The organism is Chloroflexota bacterium, from assembly GCA_016219275.1.
GTDB lineage: Bacteria > Chloroflexota > Anaerolineae > UBA4142 > UBA4142 > JACRBM01.
In genome coordinates this window covers 145417-164602 of sequence record JACRBM010000016.1, presented here as the reverse complement: position 1 = coordinate 164602, position 19186 = coordinate 145417, and the positions used below count along the sequence as shown (strand labels likewise).

General features: G+C 56.4%; 20 protein-coding genes. 8 read left to right on the top strand and 12 right to left on the bottom strand.

The window, feature by feature from the left end; genetic code table 11:
* Positions 1–3 precede the first annotated feature (3 nt).
* The 7 genes from HY868_03215 to HY868_03185 all read left to right on the top strand — a co-directional run bounded on the left by HY868_03215 (position 4) and on the right by HY868_03185 (position 7032).
* Entirely contained in the window at positions 4–1173 is a 1170-nt protein-coding gene (locus tag HY868_03215; GenBank protein ID MBI5301121.1) for a M48 family metalloprotease, read from the top strand.
* A gap of 8 nt (positions 1174–1181) precedes the next feature.
* Entirely contained in the window at positions 1182–1634 is a 453-nt protein-coding gene (locus HY868_03210) for a methylenetetrahydrofolate reductase C-terminal domain-containing protein (protein ID MBI5301120.1), read from the top strand.
* Positions 1631–2605 (top strand): methylenetetrahydrofolate reductase, encoded by a 975-nt coding sequence (locus tag HY868_03205; GenBank protein MBI5301119.1) that lies wholly within the window; start codon positions 1631–1633, stop codon positions 2603–2605. The genes HY868_03210 and HY868_03205 overlap by 4 nt, the downstream gene beginning before the upstream one ends.
* 14 nt (positions 2606–2619) lie before the next feature.
* Entirely contained in the window at positions 2620–3498 is an 879-nt protein-coding gene (locus tag HY868_03200; protein ID MBI5301118.1) for a homocysteine S-methyltransferase family protein, read from the top strand.
* Positions 3499–3724: 226 nt separating this feature from the next.
* Positions 3725–4858 carry an OpgC domain-containing protein gene (gene opgC / locus HY868_03195; GenBank protein MBI5301117.1) on the top strand — a complete coding sequence of 378 codons (1134 nt, stop codon included), beginning with the start codon at positions 3725–3727 and terminating at the stop codon, positions 4856–4858.
* Positions 4859–4934: 76 nt separating this feature from the next.
* Entirely contained in the window at positions 4935–5309 is a 375-nt protein-coding gene (locus HY868_03190; protein MBI5301116.1) for a roadblock/LC7 domain-containing protein, read from the top strand.
* A 106-nt stretch (positions 5310–5415) separates the two neighbouring features.
* The gene (locus HY868_03185; GenBank protein ID MBI5301115.1) at positions 5416–7032 is read left to right on the top strand and encodes a CTP synthase; all 1617 of its coding nucleotides are present in this window, start codon (positions 5416–5418) and stop codon (positions 7030–7032) included.
* A gap of 95 nt (positions 7033–7127) precedes the next feature.
* Here the strand turns inward: HY868_03185 and HY868_03180 are convergent, their stop codons facing one another.
* The 12 genes from HY868_03180 to polX all read right to left on the bottom strand — a co-directional run bounded on the left by HY868_03180 (position 7128) and on the right by polX (position 17188).
* On the bottom strand, positions 7128–8330 hold the full coding sequence (locus HY868_03180) for a PQQ-dependent sugar dehydrogenase (GenBank protein MBI5301114.1): 1203 nt from the start codon (positions 8328–8330) through the stop codon (positions 7128–7130).
* A 184-nt stretch (positions 8331–8514) separates the two neighbouring features.
* Complete coding sequence (locus HY868_03175; GenBank protein ID MBI5301113.1) at positions 8515–8970, bottom strand: DUF5343 domain-containing protein; 456 nt, start codon at positions 8968–8970, stop codon at positions 8515–8517.
* A gap of 23 nt (positions 8971–8993) precedes the next feature.
* Positions 8994–9404, bottom strand: a complete 411-nt coding sequence (locus HY868_03170; protein MBI5301112.1) for a hypothetical protein — start codon at positions 9402–9404, stop codon at positions 8994–8996.
* Between the two features lie 167 nt (positions 9405–9571).
* On the bottom strand, positions 9572–9988 hold the full coding sequence (locus HY868_03165) for a YjbQ family protein (GenBank protein MBI5301111.1): 417 nt from the start codon (positions 9986–9988) through the stop codon (positions 9572–9574).
* Positions 9985–10971: an NAD-dependent epimerase/dehydratase family protein gene (locus HY868_03160; protein MBI5301110.1), complete on the bottom strand. Its 987-nt coding sequence runs from the start codon at positions 10969–10971 to the stop codon at positions 9985–9987. The genes HY868_03165 and HY868_03160 overlap by 4 nt, the downstream gene beginning before the upstream one ends.
* Positions 10968–11474: a ClbS/DfsB family four-helix bundle protein gene (locus HY868_03155; GenBank protein ID MBI5301109.1), complete on the bottom strand. Its 507-nt coding sequence runs from the start codon at positions 11472–11474 to the stop codon at positions 10968–10970. Before HY868_03155 ends, HY868_03160 begins: the two co-directional genes overlap by 4 nt.
* Positions 11475–11477: 3 nt before the next feature.
* Positions 11478–13667 (bottom strand): molybdopterin-dependent oxidoreductase, encoded by a 2190-nt coding sequence (locus HY868_03150; protein ID MBI5301108.1) that lies wholly within the window; start codon positions 13665–13667, stop codon positions 11478–11480.
* Between the two features lie 129 nt (positions 13668–13796).
* Positions 13797–14051: a Smr/MutS family protein gene (locus HY868_03145; GenBank protein MBI5301107.1), complete on the bottom strand. Its 255-nt coding sequence runs from the start codon at positions 14049–14051 to the stop codon at positions 13797–13799.
* Positions 14052–14121: 70 nt separating this feature from the next.
* Positions 14122–14595 (bottom strand): DUF3368 domain-containing protein, encoded by a 474-nt coding sequence (locus HY868_03140; protein MBI5301106.1) that lies wholly within the window; start codon positions 14593–14595, stop codon positions 14122–14124.
* Entirely contained in the window at positions 14576–14926 is a 351-nt protein-coding gene (locus tag HY868_03135) for a UPF0175 family protein (GenBank protein ID MBI5301105.1), read from the bottom strand. The genes HY868_03140 and HY868_03135 overlap by 20 nt, the downstream gene beginning before the upstream one ends.
* 149 nt (positions 14927–15075) lie before the next feature.
* Positions 15076–15420: a PilZ domain-containing protein gene (locus HY868_03130; GenBank protein MBI5301104.1), complete on the bottom strand. Its 345-nt coding sequence runs from the start codon at positions 15418–15420 to the stop codon at positions 15076–15078.
* 10 nt (positions 15421–15430) lie between these two features.
* Positions 15431–17188 (bottom strand): DNA polymerase/3'-5' exonuclease PolX, encoded by a 1758-nt coding sequence (gene polX, locus HY868_03125; protein MBI5301103.1) that lies wholly within the window; start codon positions 17186–17188, stop codon positions 15431–15433.
* A 338-nt stretch (positions 17189–17526) separates the two neighbouring features.
* On the opposite strand from polX, the gene HY868_03120 reads away from it, so the two are divergent.
* Positions 17527–19179, top strand: a complete 1653-nt coding sequence (locus HY868_03120) for an alpha-D-glucose phosphate-specific phosphoglucomutase (GenBank protein MBI5301102.1) — start codon at positions 17527–17529, stop codon at positions 19177–19179.
* Positions 19180–19186: the final 7 nt, after the last annotated feature.

The following is a 19186-nucleotide window of genomic DNA, read 5'->3' as shown; positions in this document are numbered from 1 at the left end:
TCGATGTCCACTCACGCTGGCGAAAGTATTTTCGAAAGATTGTACTTGGGTGTGAGCGAACGGCTTGGAAAAAATCTGTTTGAGCAAGTTGTGAATGCTAAATCGCTAGAGCCAACCTGGACACTTGCCAGGACCCTGGCTTTTCTAATTGCTGGTCTGGTGCACAGTCTGACGTTTGGAATTGGCTTGTTGGGAATTTTCTTGGTGGTTCGTTTTTGGTTTAATCTATTCGCGATTCTGGGCGCGGTCGCGTGTTTTGCGACGGTGTGGTTCTTGATGCCGCGCTTGCCACGGTTGAGCGATCCAATCGTGCCGCGCGCCGAAATACCGACGGTGTATCAAACGGTGGATCGCGTAGCGCAGGCGCTTGGCGCGGCGCGCGTGGACGGCATCGTCATTGACGAAAATTTCAATGCGGCAGTAGCCCAAGTGGGCTTGCGACGTAAACGAATTCTGTTTATCGGACTACCGCTGTTTGCCACGCTAGATGCTCAGGAAAAAGTGGCGGTCCTGGGACACGAGTTAGCGCACAATGTCAACGGCGATCCGATGCGCAGTTTTTTTGAAGCCAGTGCCGTGGGCGTTTTAGTCGAGTGGCATCGTATGCTCCAGCCGCAAGAAATGTGGCAAGCGCCCGGCGGATTGGTTGGACTCGTTCTGCTCATTGCGTTGCCTCTCGCCCGGTTGTTTACGTACGTCATTTCATTTATTCCATGGCTGGGGGCTTACGCGTTGGCGCATCTCTTGTGGCGTCATTCGCAACGCGCCGAATATCTTGCCGATCATCTCGCGGCGACCGTGAGTGGAACGAACGCCATGATCGCGTTGCTGAACAAACTGGGGCTGGTAGATAAATTCCTTCAGACCTTGCACACGATCACGCTCAACCGCAAAGACCGCGATTTGTTCGGTGAGTACCGGCAAGTCATTGCCGGCGTCAACGCGGATCATCTTGCGCCGTCGTCGGAGGAATCTGCTCAGACGCGGCGCGCGGATTCGTCGCACCCGCCGACCGCGTATCGCATCGCGTTTCTCAACGCGCGCCGGGTTGCCGGCGCTCAAGTCGTGTTGTCGTCGTTTGACGCCGACCAGATGGATCGCGAACTGAAACCGTTTGAAAAAGCAGTGCAAGCCAAATTGATGGATCGGTACGAGGGGAGTCTCTACTATTGATCCGTTGAGTGTGTTTGGAAGACGAGGTAAATTTGCGCTGGCTCGATGAAAAGAAACCCATCACGCGCTGGCTCGCGCGGTTGATCCTGCCGGTCGAAAAAATTAGCAAAGAAACGCTGTTCGATTGTCGCATGTGCGGGCAGTGCATCTTGCATTCGACCGGGATGACGTGCCCGATGCGTTGTCCGAAAAATTTAAGGAATGGTCCGTGCGGTGGCGTGCGCCCGAATGGCAACTGTGAGGTGTTTGCCGACAAACCGTGTGTGTGGGTGCAAGGCATCGAACGCGCGCCGCGTTTGCCGTTGTGGCAAGAGGATATTCATCATCTACAGCCCCCGGTGAATTGGCGACTGCAAGGCACGTCGTCGTGGATCAATCTCTTCACCGGACGCGACGCGATTCGTCCACGCGGCTGGGAAAACGCAAACGAACCGCAGACGAACTCGGATCAGCACGGATGAGTTTTGTGGCAACGCGCACTCAGCGCCCTCTGCGTAGCGACAGCCGGCTCGAACGCGTTTTGCGCGCGGGCTTGTTCGCGGTGACCGCAGAACTGAATCCGCCGGATAGCGCCGACCCGCAAGAGGTGTACGACGCCGCGCTCCCACTTTCCGAAGTGACCGATGCGCTCAACGCGACTGACGCGTCCGGCGCGAACGTGCACATGTCGAGTCTGGGATTGTGCGCGGTGCTCATCAACGCGGGCTATGACGTGATTTTGCAAATGTCGTGCCGCGACCGCAACCGCATCGCGTTGCAGGGCGATTTGCTCGGCGCGGCGGCGCTGGGAGTGCGCAACGTGCTCGCGATCACCGGCGACGATGTGGGCGCAGGCGATCAGCCGGAAGCCAAGCGCGTGTTCGATTTTGATTCGATGCACTTGCTCCGCACGATGCGCACGCTGCGCGATGACGGAGTGTTTTTGAGCGGACGCAAACTCACGCGTCCGCCGCACCTGTTTCTTGGCGCGGTCGAAAATCCGTTCGCGCCGCCGTTGCATTGGCGACCGCATCGGCTCGCGAAAAAGATTGAAGCCGGCGCGGATTTCATCCAAACGCAATTTGTGTTCGACATTGAAATCTTTCGCAACTTTATGGCGCGTGTGCGCGACCTGGGTTTGCACGAACGCGTGTACATTCTCGCGGGGGTCGGTCCGCTCAAATCGCCCAAGGGCGCGGAATTTATGCGGACGCGCGTGCCCGGCGTCGTGATTCCCGATGCGATTGTCGAGCGGTTGAAGAAAACGCCGCGTGAACGTTGGCGCGATGAGGGTATGCAAATCTGCGTCGAATTGATTCAGCAAGTACGTGAAATTCCCGGCATCGCCGGCATCCACGTGATGGCGTATCGCCAAGAAGAGACGGTCGCCGAAATTATTCAGCGCGCGGGATTGTTTCCACGTTTAACGAAACCGACCGCGAGTCAATCATGAAGGAGGGTCGAACAATGGCTCTATCATTTCTCGAACGTCTGCAATCCGCGCGCGTCCTCGTCGCCGACGGCGCGACCGGCACGAATCTCCAGGTCGCCGGGCTGGGTCTAGGCGTGCCGCCCGAAGAGTGGGTGTTTGACGAACCGGAAAAAATTCTCGCGTTGCATCGTGCGTTTGTGGACGCAGGGTCGGATATTATCCTCACCGATACATTCGGCGGCACGCGCATTCGGCTGCGCGAATCGAAATACCTCGACCGCCTCGTGGAGGTGAATCAACGCGCGGTCCAACTCGCGTGCCAAGCCGCGTCCGCACGCCCAGGCGTGCTCGTCGCCGGTTCGCTGGGACCGACCGGGTTGTTGCTGGAACCGTTCGGCGAACTGACGCACGATGATGTCGCGAACGCGTACGCGGAGCAAGCCGCCGCGTTGACCGAAGGCGGCGCAGATTTGCTCGTGCTCGAAACATTTTTCGCGCTCGAAGAAGGGACCGCCGCGATTGACGGCGTGAAACGCGCGAGCAAGCTGCCGCTCGTCGTCTCGTTCAGTTTCGATCAAGGCACGCGCACGATGATGGGCTTGACGCCGACCCAGGTCGCGCGCGCGCTCGTGCCGCGCGGCATCACGGTGCTGGGCGCGAACTGCGGTCGCTCGCTCGACGAGATGACCCAGGTTGTTGCGGAGTACGTCGCGGCGAACACCGGCTTGCCGTTGTGGATCAAACCGAATGCGGGTCTGCCGCGCATGGATGGCGACCGCTCGGTGTACGACACGACGCCGGAGACGATGGGCGAGTACGCTAAACGCTTCGTCGCGGCGGGCGCGAAAATCGTGGGCGGCTGTTGCGGCAGTTCGCCGGCGCACGTCGCGGCAATCGCGCGCGCGGTCAAATAGGTGAGGTGATTCGCAATACGCAATACGCAATACGCAATACGCGACGCGGATTACGTGTTGCGTGTTGCGTATTTCTTTTTGTATGAGATTGCATAGCGCGTCTGATCCTTGACGCTCATTCGGTCTGTGTTATACTGATACTGCTGGTATTCCGCAACATATTTCGATGAATACTGAGACAACCCCTCTCGCAAAATCTACACGACGTTTTTCATTCGCAGAATTGTTGAATTACATTGACACGAACTGGCACTATCCGCGCGCCGAGAAACGCGACTTGCGTTTGGATTTCTTGCGCGGGTTCGCCGTGTTCGTGATGGTCGTGGACCACTTTGGCGGCACGTCGTGGTTCTATTATCTCACCGGCAATAATCAGTTTTTCACCTCTGGCGCGGAAGCGTTCGTCCTTATTTCGGGGATGGTCGTCGGTTTGGTGTACGGCAACATCGCGCACCGCGAGGGTTTGCGCACCGCGATGATCAAGGCGCTGCAACGCGCGTGGACGCTTTACAAACTGACGATTGCGATGACGCTCGTCCTTGCCGTGCTCTCCGATTGGTTTGATTTGCCCTGGGCAAAGGACGTGGACTTGGGCGACCTGGTTATGTTTGTCGTGCGCGTGATTTTCTTGCAACAGACGTACTATCTCGCCGACATTCCGATGCTCTACACGTTCTTGATGGCGCTCGCACCACTCGGTTTGTGGTTGTTGCACACCAAGCGCACCGGCTGGTTGCACGTGATTTCGTTCGTCGTGTGGGCGGGTTTTCAGTACGTGGATTCGCAACAAATCATTATTCTGCCCATCGTCGGCAATACGACGTTCCATCCCGCCGCGTGGCAGTTGATCTTTTTCTGGGCGATGGCGTTCGGTTATCATCGCGACGCAATCTTCAAGCGCATTGCCGGATTACCGCGCTGGCCCTACTTTTTGCTGGCGACGTTGTTGTTCCTGTGGCTGTTGCACCTCTACTCAACCGAAATGGTCGCGCTCAAGCGATTGTATCCGGGCATCAACGTCGAGTGGGTTAAGGCAACGCTGTTTAGCAAAAGTCATGTCGCGCCCGGACGCGTGCTCGCGACCGCGATCGTGTTTCAATTTGCGTACCTTGCCCTGACGCGCTTTTGGGTTCCGTTCGAACGCGGGCTGGGCTGGCTGTTCACACCACTCGGACAAAACTCGCTGTACAGTTACACGATGCACGTCGTCATCATCGGCGCGTTTTATGCGATTTTGCCCTACTTGCCGGGAAACGTCACCGAGCGCGGCACGCTGAACACGTTACTGCAACTGGGCGTACTCCTGCTTTTATGGTTGCTAATCAAACGGCAGTTCGCTTTCGATATAGTGCCACGTTGACAGCATACCCGAATTGTGATAGCATAGCGCCCAGAACGTCGAGCGGATCACTTTCGTTTTGCAAAGGAGATTCTTCATGGATCAAAAATCGCGTGCTGAACGAATGGTCAATCGCCTGCGCGATTTTCGTTCTTCCAGCCCGGATGTCGAAGCATCGGCAGTGGTCAGCGCGGATGGTTTGATCGTCGCGTCGGACCTCCCCAGCGGCGTCGAAGAAGATCGCGTGTCGGCGATGTCCGCCGCGATGCTCTCCCTCGGTGATCGCATCGCCACCGAGTTGCGCCGCGGGATGCTCGATCAAGTGTACATTCATGGCGAGAACGGCTATGTGGTTTTGATGGCGGCGGGCGAGGAAGCGGTGTTGACGGTCCTCGCGCGTAAAGAAGCCAAGCTGGGTCTGATTCTCTACGATATGAAAAAAGCGGCGGCAGACATTGGCGCCCTCATCTAGAGGAGTGCCGCCATCGTCACAGCAGATCTAAAAACACGGAGCAATTTTGCCCCGTGTTTTTGTTGTGTGGGCGCGGCAATTCGCACGCGCCAACGAGGAATATAAAATGCCGAAATTTATTTTTTGCACCGGCGGCGTCGTGTCGTCCGTCGGTAAAGGCGTCACCGTCGCGGCGCTGGGACGCTTGCTCAAAGCGCGCGGCGTGCGCGTTTCGATTCAAAAACTCGACCCGTACATCAATGTAGACCCCGGCACCATGTCGCCGTACCAACACGGCGAGGTGTTCGTCACCGACGACGGCGCGGAAACCGATCTGGACCTGGGTCATTACGAACGCTTCATTGACGAAAACTTGACGCGCGCGTCGAACGTCACGACGGGTCAAGTGTACAGCGAAGTGATCGCGCGCGAGCGGCGCGGCGATTTCCTGGGTGGCACGGTGCAAGTCGTGCCGCACATCACGAACGAAATCAAGAAACGCATCGTGCTCGCCGCGCGCGCGTCAGGCGCCGATGTGCTGATCGTCGAAGTGGGCGGCACCGTCGGCGACATCGAGGGCTTGCCCTTTCTCGAAGCGATTCGCCAAATGCGTAAAGATGTTGGACGCGAGAACGCGCTGTACATTCACGTCACGCTCCTGCCGCACATCGGCTCGACCGGCGAATTGAAAACCAAACCGACCCAGCATAGCGTCAAGGAATTGCGCGCGATCGGTATTCAGCCGGACGTGATCGTGTGTCGCTCGGATTATCCGATTGACGATACGGTGCGCGAAAAAATCGCGCTCTTTACCGATGTCGAGAAACGCGCGGTCATTCCGCTCGTTACCGCGTCGAGCATCTACCACGTCCCGCTGATTCTGGAGGAATTGGGACTCGCCAAGTTCGTCGTCGAGCGCCTGGGTTTGCCCGATCGCGAACCCGATCTTGCCGCGTGGCGCGCGTTGGTCGAGCAGATCAACACGCCGAAAGAATCGCTTCGCATCGCGGTGGTCGGCAAGTACGTCGAATTGCCCGATGCGTACATGAGCGTGCGTGAAGCGTTAGATCACGCTGGGCTGGCGCAGCATCGCGCGATTGAAATTGATTGGATTCTCTCCGAGGATTTGGAAAAAAACAAGGGCTTTGATCGCCTCGCGCGCGCCGATGGCATCATCGTGCCCGGCGGCTTTGGCGACCGCGGCATCGAGGGCAAAATCCTCGCGGCGCGTTATGCGCGCGTGCATCAAATTCCGTACCTGGGTCTGTGCCTGGGAATGCAAGTGATGACGATTGAGCTGGCGCGCCACGCGCTCGAGAGCGACGAGCCGAACTCGACCGAGTTCGACCGGACGACGCAATACCCGGTGATTGATTTGATGGCGGATCAACGCGGCATCAGCGATATGGGCGGCACGATGCGCCTGGGACAATATCCGTGCATGCTCGTGCCGGGGACGATTGCTGCGCGCGCGTACGGGCAAGACCTGGTGTACGAACGACATCGCCATCGCTTTGAATTCAACAACGCGTTCCGCGACATGCTGCACCGCGCCGGCATGGACTTGAGCGGCTTGTCGCCCGAAGGCACACTCGTCGAAATCGCGGAACTGCGCGATCATCCATTCATGGTCGGTTCGCAATTCCATCCCGAACTCAAATCGCGTCCCGATCGTCCGCACCCGTTATTCAACGAATTCGTGCGCGCGGCATCCCAGCATCCGCACAACGGCGATGGCACGTAGGGGCGAGGCATTCGCGGGACGGTGATTCTTTAACAAGACACAGCGCATTCGAGATGCGATGATCAAAGCATCAACATTCTGCGAATGCCTCGCCCCTACCTGAACGTGACGCGCAACACCACGTCGCCGTCCGCGCCGACCGAGCCGCGTCCATCGGCGTTCGACGAAAGAACATACAGCGCCCCGTCCGGTCCTTCGACCACATCGCGCAAACGTCCGTACTGCTGATTGAAACTCGTTTTGAAATCCGCGACCTTGCGCGGATTGTCCTTGTCGAACGTGACGCGATACAATGCTTGCCCGCGCAAACCGACGAAGACGAACGATCCCGCCCAGGGTCCGCGCGTCACAAATGTCGCGCCGCTCGGCGCCCACGTCGTCGAGTTGCCGCTGTGCATCACCGGCGCAAGCATTCCCTCGTGTGTTCGATCCCCCGTGATAATTGACCAGCCATAATTCTTGCCGGGTTCGATGAAATTGATTTCGTCGCGACAGCATTCTGCGCCGCCGCTCGGTCCGTGCTCGGTTGCGTACAAACGATTCGTCCCAGGTTGCCACGCGAGTCCTTGCGGATTGCGATGCCCGTACGAATAGACCGGCGAATTGGGAAACGGATTGTCGCCGGGAATCGTGCCATCCGCGTTGAGTCGTAAAATTTTTCCGTTGAGCGCGGCGGGGTCTTGGGCGGCGGGCTGATTCTGCGCGTCGCCCATCGTCCAGTATAGTTTGCCATCGGGACCGAACCTGACGCGTCCGCCATCGTGCGTGCTGTTGCCCGGGATGTTATCGAGCAAAATTTTATCGAGTACGCCTTTGCCGTTCTCCTCGCGCAAACGCACGAGCCGATTGAGCAACCGTCCCGCGTCGTTGCGGTACGTGTACGCGACGTAGACAAAACGATTGTTTGCAAATTGCGAATCCAGCGCCAGACCCAGCAAGCCGGCTTCGCCGGTTTCGGCGACCGGTAATTTCATCCAGGGTTCGGTTTGCAGTTTGCCATCTTGAATGATGCGAATTGCGCCCAGTCGTTCGGTGAGAAACGCGCGACCGTCCGGCGCGAAATCTATCGCCCAGGGTGTGTCCAGTCCTTTTGCAAACACGGCGACGCTTGGCGTTGTCGTGACCGGCGCAGGCGCGTTTGCCGGCGCGACGGTCGGCGCGGCGGTTGGCGCGGCAGTTGCGACTGGCGCGCGCGTAGGTACGGGAGTGGGCGCGGCGGTCGGTGTCGGCGCGGGTGACGCGCACGCGACGAGCGCGAGCATCAACAAAAAAATCGAAACACGAATCAGAGTTGGCATTCTACGCTCCTTGAAGCGGACGCATCTGTTATACCGGAGAGTGTTGGGCGAGGTCAAGGTCTTTTGAACGAGCCGCGCAATTCTTTGCAAAGAATTAACGTTGAATTATCTTGACATGCTGTAAACAATAGACGACCTTGCCATCAAGGTCGTCTATTGTTTTACCTACATAGCTTGTTTTTATCTAATGTTTCTTTGTGGCTTTTTCAGGTTCGAGGTTTGGTAATTCGATACCTGCTTCGCCACATACCCACATAAAGAACCTCATCCGGCGTTCGTCTGTTTGCTTTTTGGTACCAAAGTGATTTCTGACGCGCTCTTTTGTCATCATCGTTGGCGGAATTAATGTGAACAACTCTCCGTAGTTGGCTTTCACCAAGCGATTCAATGTGGCTTTGTAGTCTTTTTTGAGTGCATCGAAATTTGGTGTTGGCATACCATCTTTATCAATTACTCCAAGAAAGCGAAGAGCCGCGACTACCTTTGGTTCGTTGTTCGTTGCTATTCTCAGTTTCTTGACTACAGACTCGTCAATCTTCATTTTCCAATCAGGTTGACGAACGAAGTCCATCATCTCTGCCATACTTTTTGAGGCAGGGAATGGATATCCAAGCGAAGTGGCTTCAATTTCCTTTTTCATTTAGATACTCTCCTTTGTTGGTATTATTCGGTTTTGGAAAGGTATGACTCAAGTTCTTTGAATGCGCGGTGCAATATTGCAGATGTTACATAGTAACCCCCTTCATTCCTGATAACCAATCGCTCTTTTTCGAGCTGAGTCAACTTGGGCCTAACTGTGCCACCGGGAAGACCTGTTTCATCCTCCACTTCTTTGGGAGAGACAGCCGCAGACGTTTTCGCGTCAGGCAAAGCAGAAAGTGCCAATCTCGCCAGGAGATAAACCAACACTTTGTGTTTGGCGTTGAGTTCATCAAAGGGCGCTTTAGGGTGCACTCGCCCCTTCTCGGGATCAATTGCGGCAAACGGCAAAACCATTTTGACTAATTGTGTTTTCTGGTCCCGCTCCAATTGCTCACGCTTAACAATTAATTGTTCAAGAATATCGTCCGACACATTTCTCCTTTTGTAACGGTATACCGTTATCGTGTTATTTTCAATAACATTATAACGAAAATCCATTTCTTGTCAAGTGTTTTTACCTTAAGTTTCTGGAACACTATCCGTCGTGCAGAAATAAAATACGCCACCTCAAAGCGAGGTGGCATATTGTTTTTTTGTCCCTATTCCCCCATCACCTGCACGACTAACTTCCTCGCGCGCGGACTCGTGTCGAAATCGCAGAACACGATCTGTTGCCATGTGCCGAGCGTTAGTTCTCCGCCGACTATCGGCACGGTGAGCGAAGGTCCGATCAACGCGGCGCGAATGTGTGAGTGTCCGTTATCGTCGTGCCAGCGCAAGTGGTGGCGATACGCGCGGTTCGGCGGCGTGATCTCGTCCAACACTTGATGCAAATCGTGGACGACGCCGTCTTCAAATTCAATCGTCGTCAATCCGCCGGTCGAACCGGGACAAAAAATCGTGACGATGCCGGCGACCATTTTCGATTCCGTGACCGCGCGCGCTACTTGCTCCGTGATGTCGAGCACATCAAAATCGCCGCGCGATTTGACGTGCAGTTCGCGAGTGATGATCATTTTTTCTTTTTTCTTTTTTCGATTTCATAAGCCATCACTTCGCGGAACGCTTCTTCGATGGGACGCGGTTGCCAACCCAGTTCGCGTTTCGCCTTGTCCGCGCTCGCAAAGTAAGTGCAATCGGTCAACGAGGGTAATGCCTCGGCGGAAATTGGAATTGATAGTCCCGCGCGTTCCCAGGCATTCACGATGGGATACACCGCGCCCACGACCCAGCCCGGCACCCAGATCGAAGGCGTGGGAATGCCGGTCAGTTCCGACCACAAATCAAAAGTCTGCTTGTAGGTCAGGCACGGTCCCGCCAGAATGTACGCTTCGCCCGGTCGTCCGCGTTCGAACGCGAGAATATGCCCCGCCGCGATGTCGTCCACGTGCGCCCAGGTCAGTCCCGAGTTTCCGCCGAACATGACCGGCGAGCGATTGAGAAAGAAATCGTACGCCTGCGTGATCGGACTGGTGTCGCCGGGACCCACGACGCCGCCGGGCTGGGTGATGATGACCGGCGCGCCGCGTTTCTGTAGTGGTACTGCAACCTCATAATGGGCTTCCCATTTCGTGCGTTCGTAATTGGTCGCCAATCCGGTTTTCTCGGTTCGATAGGTCTCATCCACAACGCACGTATGTGTATTGCCGAACACGCCCACCGTGCTCGTGTGAATGATTTTCGGCACGCCGAGTTCCGCCGCCGACTCGAGCACATTCCGCGTGCCCTCCACGTTGATCGGACGCATCGTCTTGGCGTAGTGCAGTCCGATTTCGTAGATCGCGGCGAGGTGCATGACCACATCTGCGCCGCGCATCGCCGCGCACACCATCGCGCGATTCGTCACATCGCCCCGCGCGAGTTGCGCGCCGGCTTGCGCCAATCCGCCGGCTTTTGCCGGATCGCGGACAAGGCACACGACTTGGTCGCCGCGTTGGATGAGTTGCGACACGAGCGATCTGCCGATAAAGCCGGTTCCGCCCGTAACGAAAATTCTCATGGCGTTTGCTCCGTTCGGACATTGGATTCGACCCAATGCCGAATCTGTTGACCATGTTTACGTTCGTCGTCTATTTCGGTTTGAAGAAAGTTAGCAATTGTGATGGTCCTGCCGCGCGGCGAACGCACGGCGAAATCTTTCTCGAAATCTGTCGCGGAGATTTTTGCGAGAAACTTGATGAGGTCATGATGCGATAACTGAATCAAGTCCAGCATCTCACCCCAGTTGGCGTGTTTGTATTTCTGAACCAGCTTGGCGTTGTATGCCGCCCAATTTGGATTCCAATGCGTGAGGCAACTCGGCATTTTGCCGCGACGGATTTCCTTCACCGAATCCGCGTTCGTGAAATCCCAACCGGCAAGATGCGCGAGCAAATCCTGGACCGACCACGTGCCGAGGAAGATCACATCCCGTTTTTCCGGCGCAAGTGTTGCTACCAGATCGAGAATATGCTGACGTGTTTCAGTCAACTCACGGATGATCCGATCTTTGGTCGCTTTCATTTTTTATGCGCGTTCGATTTGTTTTTGCTTCAGCCCTTCGACTACGCGCCACGGTGTCAGCGGAAATTCGTCGAACCACACGCCGGTCGCATCGTGCACCGCCGCGATGAGCGCCGGCGCGAGCGGGATGAACGGCATCTCCGCCATGCCGCGCACGCCCCAGGGTCCATCGCGGTCCGGATATTCCAGGATCACCGAGTCCACTCGATCTGGCACATCCAGGATTCCTGGGATCAGGTACGTCGAAAATGTCGGCGTTAGCACATTGCCATTCTTCGATTGGAAGTTTTCTTGAATCGTCCAACCCTGCGCCTGCGCGATGGCGCCTTCAATTTGTCCTTCAATCAACCTGGGATTGATCGCCTTGCCCACATCGTCCACGCACGTCACGCGCACCACGCGCACTTGCCCGGTCTCGGCGTCCACTTGCACCTCGACCGCTTCGGCGACGTACCCGTACGCGACGTTCGGTTTCGATTTGCCGGTTTCCGGATCATAGTTCGTCGTGGGCGGCGCGAGATATTTGTACTCGGCAATTGCCGGACGTTCCTCGTCGTTCCATTTTTTCAACGCACGTTCAGCCGCGCCCTTGATCGCGTTGCCGCCCATGTACGTCATGCGCGACGCGGACACGCTCCCCGAACTTTCGCTCGTCGCGGTGTCGGACACGCGCAGTTCGATTTTTTCGAGCGCGACGCCGAGCGTCGTTGCCGCCATCTGCGCGAGCGCGGTGTGCGTGCCTTGACCGACCTCCGCCGCCGCGTGATACACAATCACCTTTTCGATTTCACCCGCGCCGTACAACTCAACCTTCGCCCACGCGTTTTCCTGGTAGCCGAACGAAAAGCCAATGTTTTTCAGAGCGCACGCGAAACCGTGACCTGTGACAAGTGGCGAATGGCGAATGGCGAATGGCGTGATGGTCTTTCCCTCATTTCCCTTTCTTTCCCACCCAAACTCCTCCGCACACTGTTCCACCACCTGCGCTAAACTCACAATACCACCCGGCAACGTCGTCTGCGTCGAGAGAAGCGAATCTTCGCGCAGAACATTTTTCAATCGCAGTTCGACCGGATCCATCCCCAGTTTTTCCGCGAGTTTGTTCATTTGCGTTTCGGCTTGAAAGTGCGCTTGCGGTCCACCGAATCCGCGAAACGCGCCGGCGACGATGTTGTTCGTCGTGACCGCGTACGCATCCACCTTGACGTTCGGCACCTCGTACGGACCGACCGCGCCGAATGCCGCGTTGCCCAGCACTTTCGGCGACGTGTACATGTACGGTCCGGCGTCCGCGATGATTTCCACTTCTGCCGCGATGATCTTGCCGTCGCGCGTCGCGCCCCATTTCGATTTGAACCACATCGGATGGCGTTTGTGGTGACCAAGGATGCTCTCTTCGCGCGACCAGATGATTTTCACCGGGCGATTTAGTTTCAGCGCCGCGAGCGCGAGAATGATTTGCACGCTCATGTCCTCGCGTCCGCCGAACGCGCCGCCAATCGCCGGATAGATCACGCGCACCTGATCAAGCGGCAAGCCAAGCGCGTGCGCGATTTGTTCCTGGTCTTCGTGCGTCCACTGCCCGCCGACGACCACCGTCACGCGTTTTTCGTCGTCCAGGTACGCGACGCCGGCTTCGGGTTGCAAGTAGGCGTGCTCTTGCGCGGGCGTGTGATACTCACTTTCGATGATTACATCGGCTTCAACAAAACCTTTTTCCACATCGCCTTTGCGAATCGGAATGTGTTTCATCACGTTGCCCGCGTACGCGGGATGCACTTGCGGCGACCCAGGTTTCATCGCTTGATGCGGATCGGTGAGCGCCGGCAAATCCTCGTACTCGACTTCGATGAGATCGCGCGCGTGCTCAGCTTGCCTTTCCGTTTCCGCGACGACGAGCGCGATTTTTTCGCCGACCCAGCGCACCTCGTCGGCGACGAGCACCGGTGCGTCTTTCGAGCCGAGTCCGAATTCGTTCACCGGCACATCGCGCCAAGTGAAAACGTGAACGACGCCGGGCGCGGCTTGCGCGTTTGTCGTATCGAGCCGTTTGATGCGCGCGTGCGGTCGTCGCGCGAACAACACTTTCATCCAGAGTTGTCCCGGCAAACTGATGTCGCCGGGATACTGCGCGTCGCCGGTCACTTTGGCGCGCGCGTCAATGCGCGTAATCGAGTCGCCTAATTTTGTCATCGCAAAACCTTTGTCTGCCGAATCGTTCGATGCGTTGGTATTGTCCAAAAAAATATTTTTCCACGAAGGGCATGAAGATCACGAAAAAAAATCTTCGTGTTTCTTCGTGTTCTTCGTGGACAAAAAACACTAGTGTTTGAAATGGATAAAAATGCGTCCGAAATTCTTGTCGTCTTTTTCGATGCGATGGTACAGTTGGCGGATGTGCGATTGATTCAAAAAGCGCAACACTTTTTTCTTGAGTTGCCTGCTTCCTTTGCCGGGAATAATCTCGACAAGATCAATCTTCTTGTCCACCGCTTCCTGCACGATGCGATCAAGTTCCGCGTCAATCTGTCCGCCGCGATTGTAGATGTCATGTAAATCGAGTTTAAGTTTTGCCATGTTATGTTTCGCTTGAGTCTCGGCATCCAATCGAAAAGGAGCGCCCAGCGATTGACGCTCCCTGACAATATTACTTGTCTAGTTCCTGCAATGATCGGACCGGTGAGCGGTATCCCTTTGCAATCATCTCTGCGAGCAAACGATTCGCTTCGTCCAAATTGAGATGCTGATCGTCAACGAGCGATTGCAAAATACCGAGTGTACCTGAAATTGCAATCTTGTTCAATCGCGCGAGGCGTCGGGCGTCGCGATCATCTGTCAAAAAGACCAAGCTGCGCGCAGAGGCAACCGCGAGGCAAGATGCCTCGCCGGCATCCACTGTCTTGCGCAACTGCTCTGCATGTGCGCGTTCGTCTTTCGTCAATGCAATTGCTTTGAGCCACGACCAATCACAAATCGGAAGACGGTGTAAGCGTTCGCCTGCTTTGAGTTCTGCCAACACGTCTGTCGTCGCGACCAGGTCGCCGAACGATTGCCGAACCAAGTCCGCGCGGCGGACGTTTGCGAAATTGCTGAGAACCGTGTTATTGACGACGGCGCGCATTGTATTTCCTGCTTTTGGATTCCTTGACCGATTTCCATTTGCGAATTGCCGCGACTTCGGCGCGCGCTTCTTCCAGCGTTGCCGCGCCAATCCGAAGCGGAATACCTAACTCGATAAAACGTTCTTGCAATTCAAGGCGATGCATCCCCAGCAATTCTGCTGCTCTGCCCAGGTTGATGATCTCATCTAAATACGCGTTCACGACAAGCGACCACTGCAAGTCGCCGTTCTCGCGCAGAGTTTTCTCCAACGCGGATTGCACAAGGTCGGGTTGACGCTGTTGCAATTTGACGAGTTCGGTCAATGCCCATTCGTATGATTGAACTGCCATTTGTACATTCCTTTCAAACTTGCGCGACGATTATAGCACAAAGCTAAACGCGCGCCAACGATTTTTCTACGTTGCCCATACGATCATACGTGTTGTGTAGATCGAGTTTGGGTTCTGCCATGTTGGTTTTCTGCTTTCGTAACCGCGCCTCAACCAGTACTTTTCCTCACCAGTTCCAGGTCTAACAGATATTCCTCATCTGGCGAGAGATTGCGGAATGCCACGCCGGCGCGATACACATTGTCCGTTTCTTGTTTCACCCAGACGATCCGTCCAGAAATTTCGGCGCGGCGACCATCGTCCGTTACCAATTCAAACGTACAATCCTCGCCTGAGAATAGGCGCTCCGCCGATTCGATCAACGCCCCAGTATGACTGAGATTGATCGTTCGAGCCGGGATCGAAACACCCAGAAAACTTGTCGTTTCGCGGAAAATAAAAGCCCGCAGAGAAACCAGTTTGCGCTGGGAACGCCGTTGATCGTCTTTTGGCATTCGTCCTCCGTCATTTCCTATTCCGCTTCAGCCGCTTCCGCAACTCCTTCCACTCCAGCGTGTTCAACACATCCTTCGCTTCCAGTCCGCCGCGGCGCGCCATCGCAACGCCGTAGAACAAGCCGTCGAATCCTTGGGGCGAGTGCGCGTCGCTGTCAATCACGATTTGCGCGCCGACCTCGCGCGCGCGGCGCACGCGCACATCGTCCAGATCGAGACGTTCCGGCGCGCCGTCAATTTCGACGAGCGTCCCGGTTTCCTTCGCGACGCAAAACACTTCTTCGAGATCGAGCGCGGATTCTTCGCGCGTGCCGAGCAAACGCCCGGTCGGATGCGCGAAAATGTCCACGTGCGGATTTTGCATCGCCTTGACGACGCGCGCGGTAATCTTTTCGCGCGACTGCTTCAGCGCGCTGTGCGTCGAGACGAGCACGATGTCGAATTGCGCGAGCAGTTCATCCGGGAAATCGAGCGAGCCGTCTGCGTGAATTTCCATCTCGATGCTTTTCAGCACGACGAAATCTTTCCATTTCTTGTTGAGCGCGTCAATCTCCGCCCACTGTTGCTTCAATCGCTCCGGCGTCAACCCGCGCGCAATGCCCAGTCCCTGGCTGTGATCGGTGACCGCGCTGTAATGTAAGCCGCGCGCGCGCGCCGCTTCCGCCATTTGCTCAATCGTGAAACTGCCATCGCTCCAGTTCGAATGTAATTGTAGATCGCCTTTGAGATCGCCAAGTTCGATGAGGCGAGGCAATCGCTTTTCTTGCGCCAATCGCAATTCGCCACTCGCCTCTCGCAATTCTGGGGGAATCCATTGCAAACCGAGTTTCTCGTACACCTCTTCTTCGCGCGGCGTGAAAATTTCCTTTTCGCCCTTGACGGTTTTGAAGCCCCACTCGCTCAACGAGAGACCTTGTTCGAGCGCGATGTTTCGCAACGCGATGTTGTGCTCTTTGCTCCCGGTGAAATATTGCAACGCCGCGCCCCAGTGTTTCGATTCGAGCACGCGCAAATCTACTTGCATTCCGTTCTCCGCGATGATGCTTGCTTTCGTCGTGCCTTTCGCATTCACATCACGCACGATGGGCAGGTTCACGAACGCGTCAATAATCTTTTCCGGAGAATCGGACGCGACGAGGATGTCGAGATCGCCAATCGTCGGTCTCATCCGGCGGAGCGAACCGGCGGGCGCAATGTCGCGAATTGCGTCGCCGCACGCCGCGCGCATCGCCGCGACGATCTCTTGCGCGAAGGGGTACGCGACGCCGAGCAAAACGCGCGTCGAAGATTTTTTGCGCCGTTGCGCCTCGATGCCCGCAAGGATTTTCTCTTCCGATTTCGCGCCGAATCCTTTGATCGCGCGCAATTTGCCCGCGCGCGCCGCTTTCTCCAATTTCGCGACGTCGGTGATTTTCAATTCTTTCCAGAGACGCGCGACGGTTTTCGGTCCGACATCCGGAATCGTCAGCAATTCAAAAATGCCGGGCGGCACACCTTTCGTGATTTTGGCATAGTACGCGAGTTTGCCGGTACGAAAGAGTTCGTCAATCTTGTCCGCAATCGCTTCGCCGACGCCGGCAATCGCGCGCAGATTTTTCGGATCGCCTTGCCACACGTCGCGCAGCCCGCGTCCAAGATGTTCAATCGCGTCGGCGGCGCGGCGATACGCGACGACCTTGAACACGATCTCACCCTGGATTTCGAGAATGTCCGCGATGCGATACAACAGCGCGGCGATCTCTTGATTCGTCCATTTCTGTTCCGGCATCGTGCCTCCTTCGAGTGCGAACATTTTAGGACAGTTGCGCGGCGTTGTCAAAGCCACACGCGATTTTTCGACAGTGTGTCATGGTGACCGATGACACCAAAATTTTACCGCAGAGACGCGGAGTTCGCTGAGAACGCAGAGTTTTTTTATATGACTTTTCTCCGCGCCCTCTGCGTCTCCGCGGTGAATTCCAAATCTTGCAGTCGCTATGCCACAGTCTCGATTTTTCAATCGGTGAGTTGACTGTAGGTTGAGCAAAGGGTATACTGGCGAGCGAACTTGCATCAGCCAAGCGTCTTTGCCCGCGCATAACCCAATCACCGGGGAGAATTTCAGCCATGAGCACACATCCACTTGCCGGCAAACCGGCTCCGCGTGAAATGCTCGTCAATGTTCCTCGCCTCGTCGCGGCGTACTATGCGCGCCAGCCCAATGTTGCCAACTCCGCCGAGCGCGTTGCCTTTGGCACCTCGGGTCATCGCGGCTCGTCGCTCGCTAACTCGTTCAACGAGCATCACGTCCTCGCTATCTGTCAAGCGATTTGTGAACACAAGCAAGCCCAGGGTTTTGCCGGACCGCTATACCTGGGAATGGATTCGCACGCGCTCTCCGAACCGGCGTTCATCACTGCGATTGAAGTGTTCGCCGCGAACGACATTCACCTCGTCATTCAAAAAGACCTGGGCTACACGCCAACGCCGGTCATCTCGCACGCGATCTTGACGTTCAATCGCGATAAAAAAACCGGGCTTGCCGATGGCGTCGTGATCACGCCCTCGCACAATCCGCCCGAGGACGGCGGATTCAAGTACAATCCTCCCTCCGCCGGACCCGCGGACACAACGACGACCAAAACGATCCAGGATCGCGCGAATGAAATTCTCAAGGATGGCTTGCGCGCGGTCAAGCGTCTGCCGTTTGAACGCGCGCTCCGCGCCGACAACGTTCACGCGCGCGATTACATCGCGCCGTACGTTGCCGACCTGGGCAACATCATCGCGATGGAGCGCATCGCGTCCGCGCGGCTCAAACTCGGCGTGGACCCGCTCGGCGGCGCGAGTGTCGCGTTCTGGCAACCGATCGCCGAGCAGTACAAACTCGACATCGAGGTGGTGAATCCATACGTGGACCCGACGTTTGGATTTATGACGGTGGACCACGACGGCAAGATTCGCATGGATTGTTCGTCGCCGTTCGCGATGGCTGGGTTGATTCAACTCAAAGATAAATTCGACATCGCGTTCGGCAACGACCCCGATACGGATCGGCACGGCATCGTCACGCGCAGCGCCGGGTTGCTGAATCCAAACCATTATCTCGCGGTCGCAATTGCGTACCTGTTCCAACATCGTGCGGGCTGGCGCAAAGATTCTGCAATTGGCAAGACGCTCGTTTCGAGTTCGATGATTGATCGCGTTGCCACAAACCTGGGTCGCCAATTGGTCGAGGTGCCGGTCGGCTTCAAGTGGTTCGTGGATGGATTGCTCGACGGCTCGTTTGGTTTCGGCGGTGAAGAGAGCGCGGGCGCATCGTTCTTGCGCCACGACGGCACGGTGTGGACGACGGACAAGGACGGCATCATCATGGATTTGCTCGCCGCCGAAATCACCGCGACGACCGGGCGCGATCCGGGCGAGCACTATCGCGCGTTGGAAGCGCAGTTCGGCAGTTCGGTGTACGAGCGCATGGATGTGCCCGCAACGCCGGGACAAAAATCGGTGTTGGGTAATCTCTCGCCCGAACTCGTCCAAGCCGAAGAACTCGCCGGCGAAAAAATCATCGCGAAGTTGACGCGCGCGCCGGGCAACGACGCGTCCATCGGCGGACTCAAAGTCGTCACGCAAAATGGTTGGTTCGCGGCGCGACCTTCGGGCACGGAAAATATCTACAAAGTGTACGCGGAAAGTTTTGTCGGCGCGGAACATTTGAAAATGATTCAACAACAAGCACAAGCTATCGTGCTCGCCGCGCTGCAACGCGCCGGGGTATGAGTTGAAT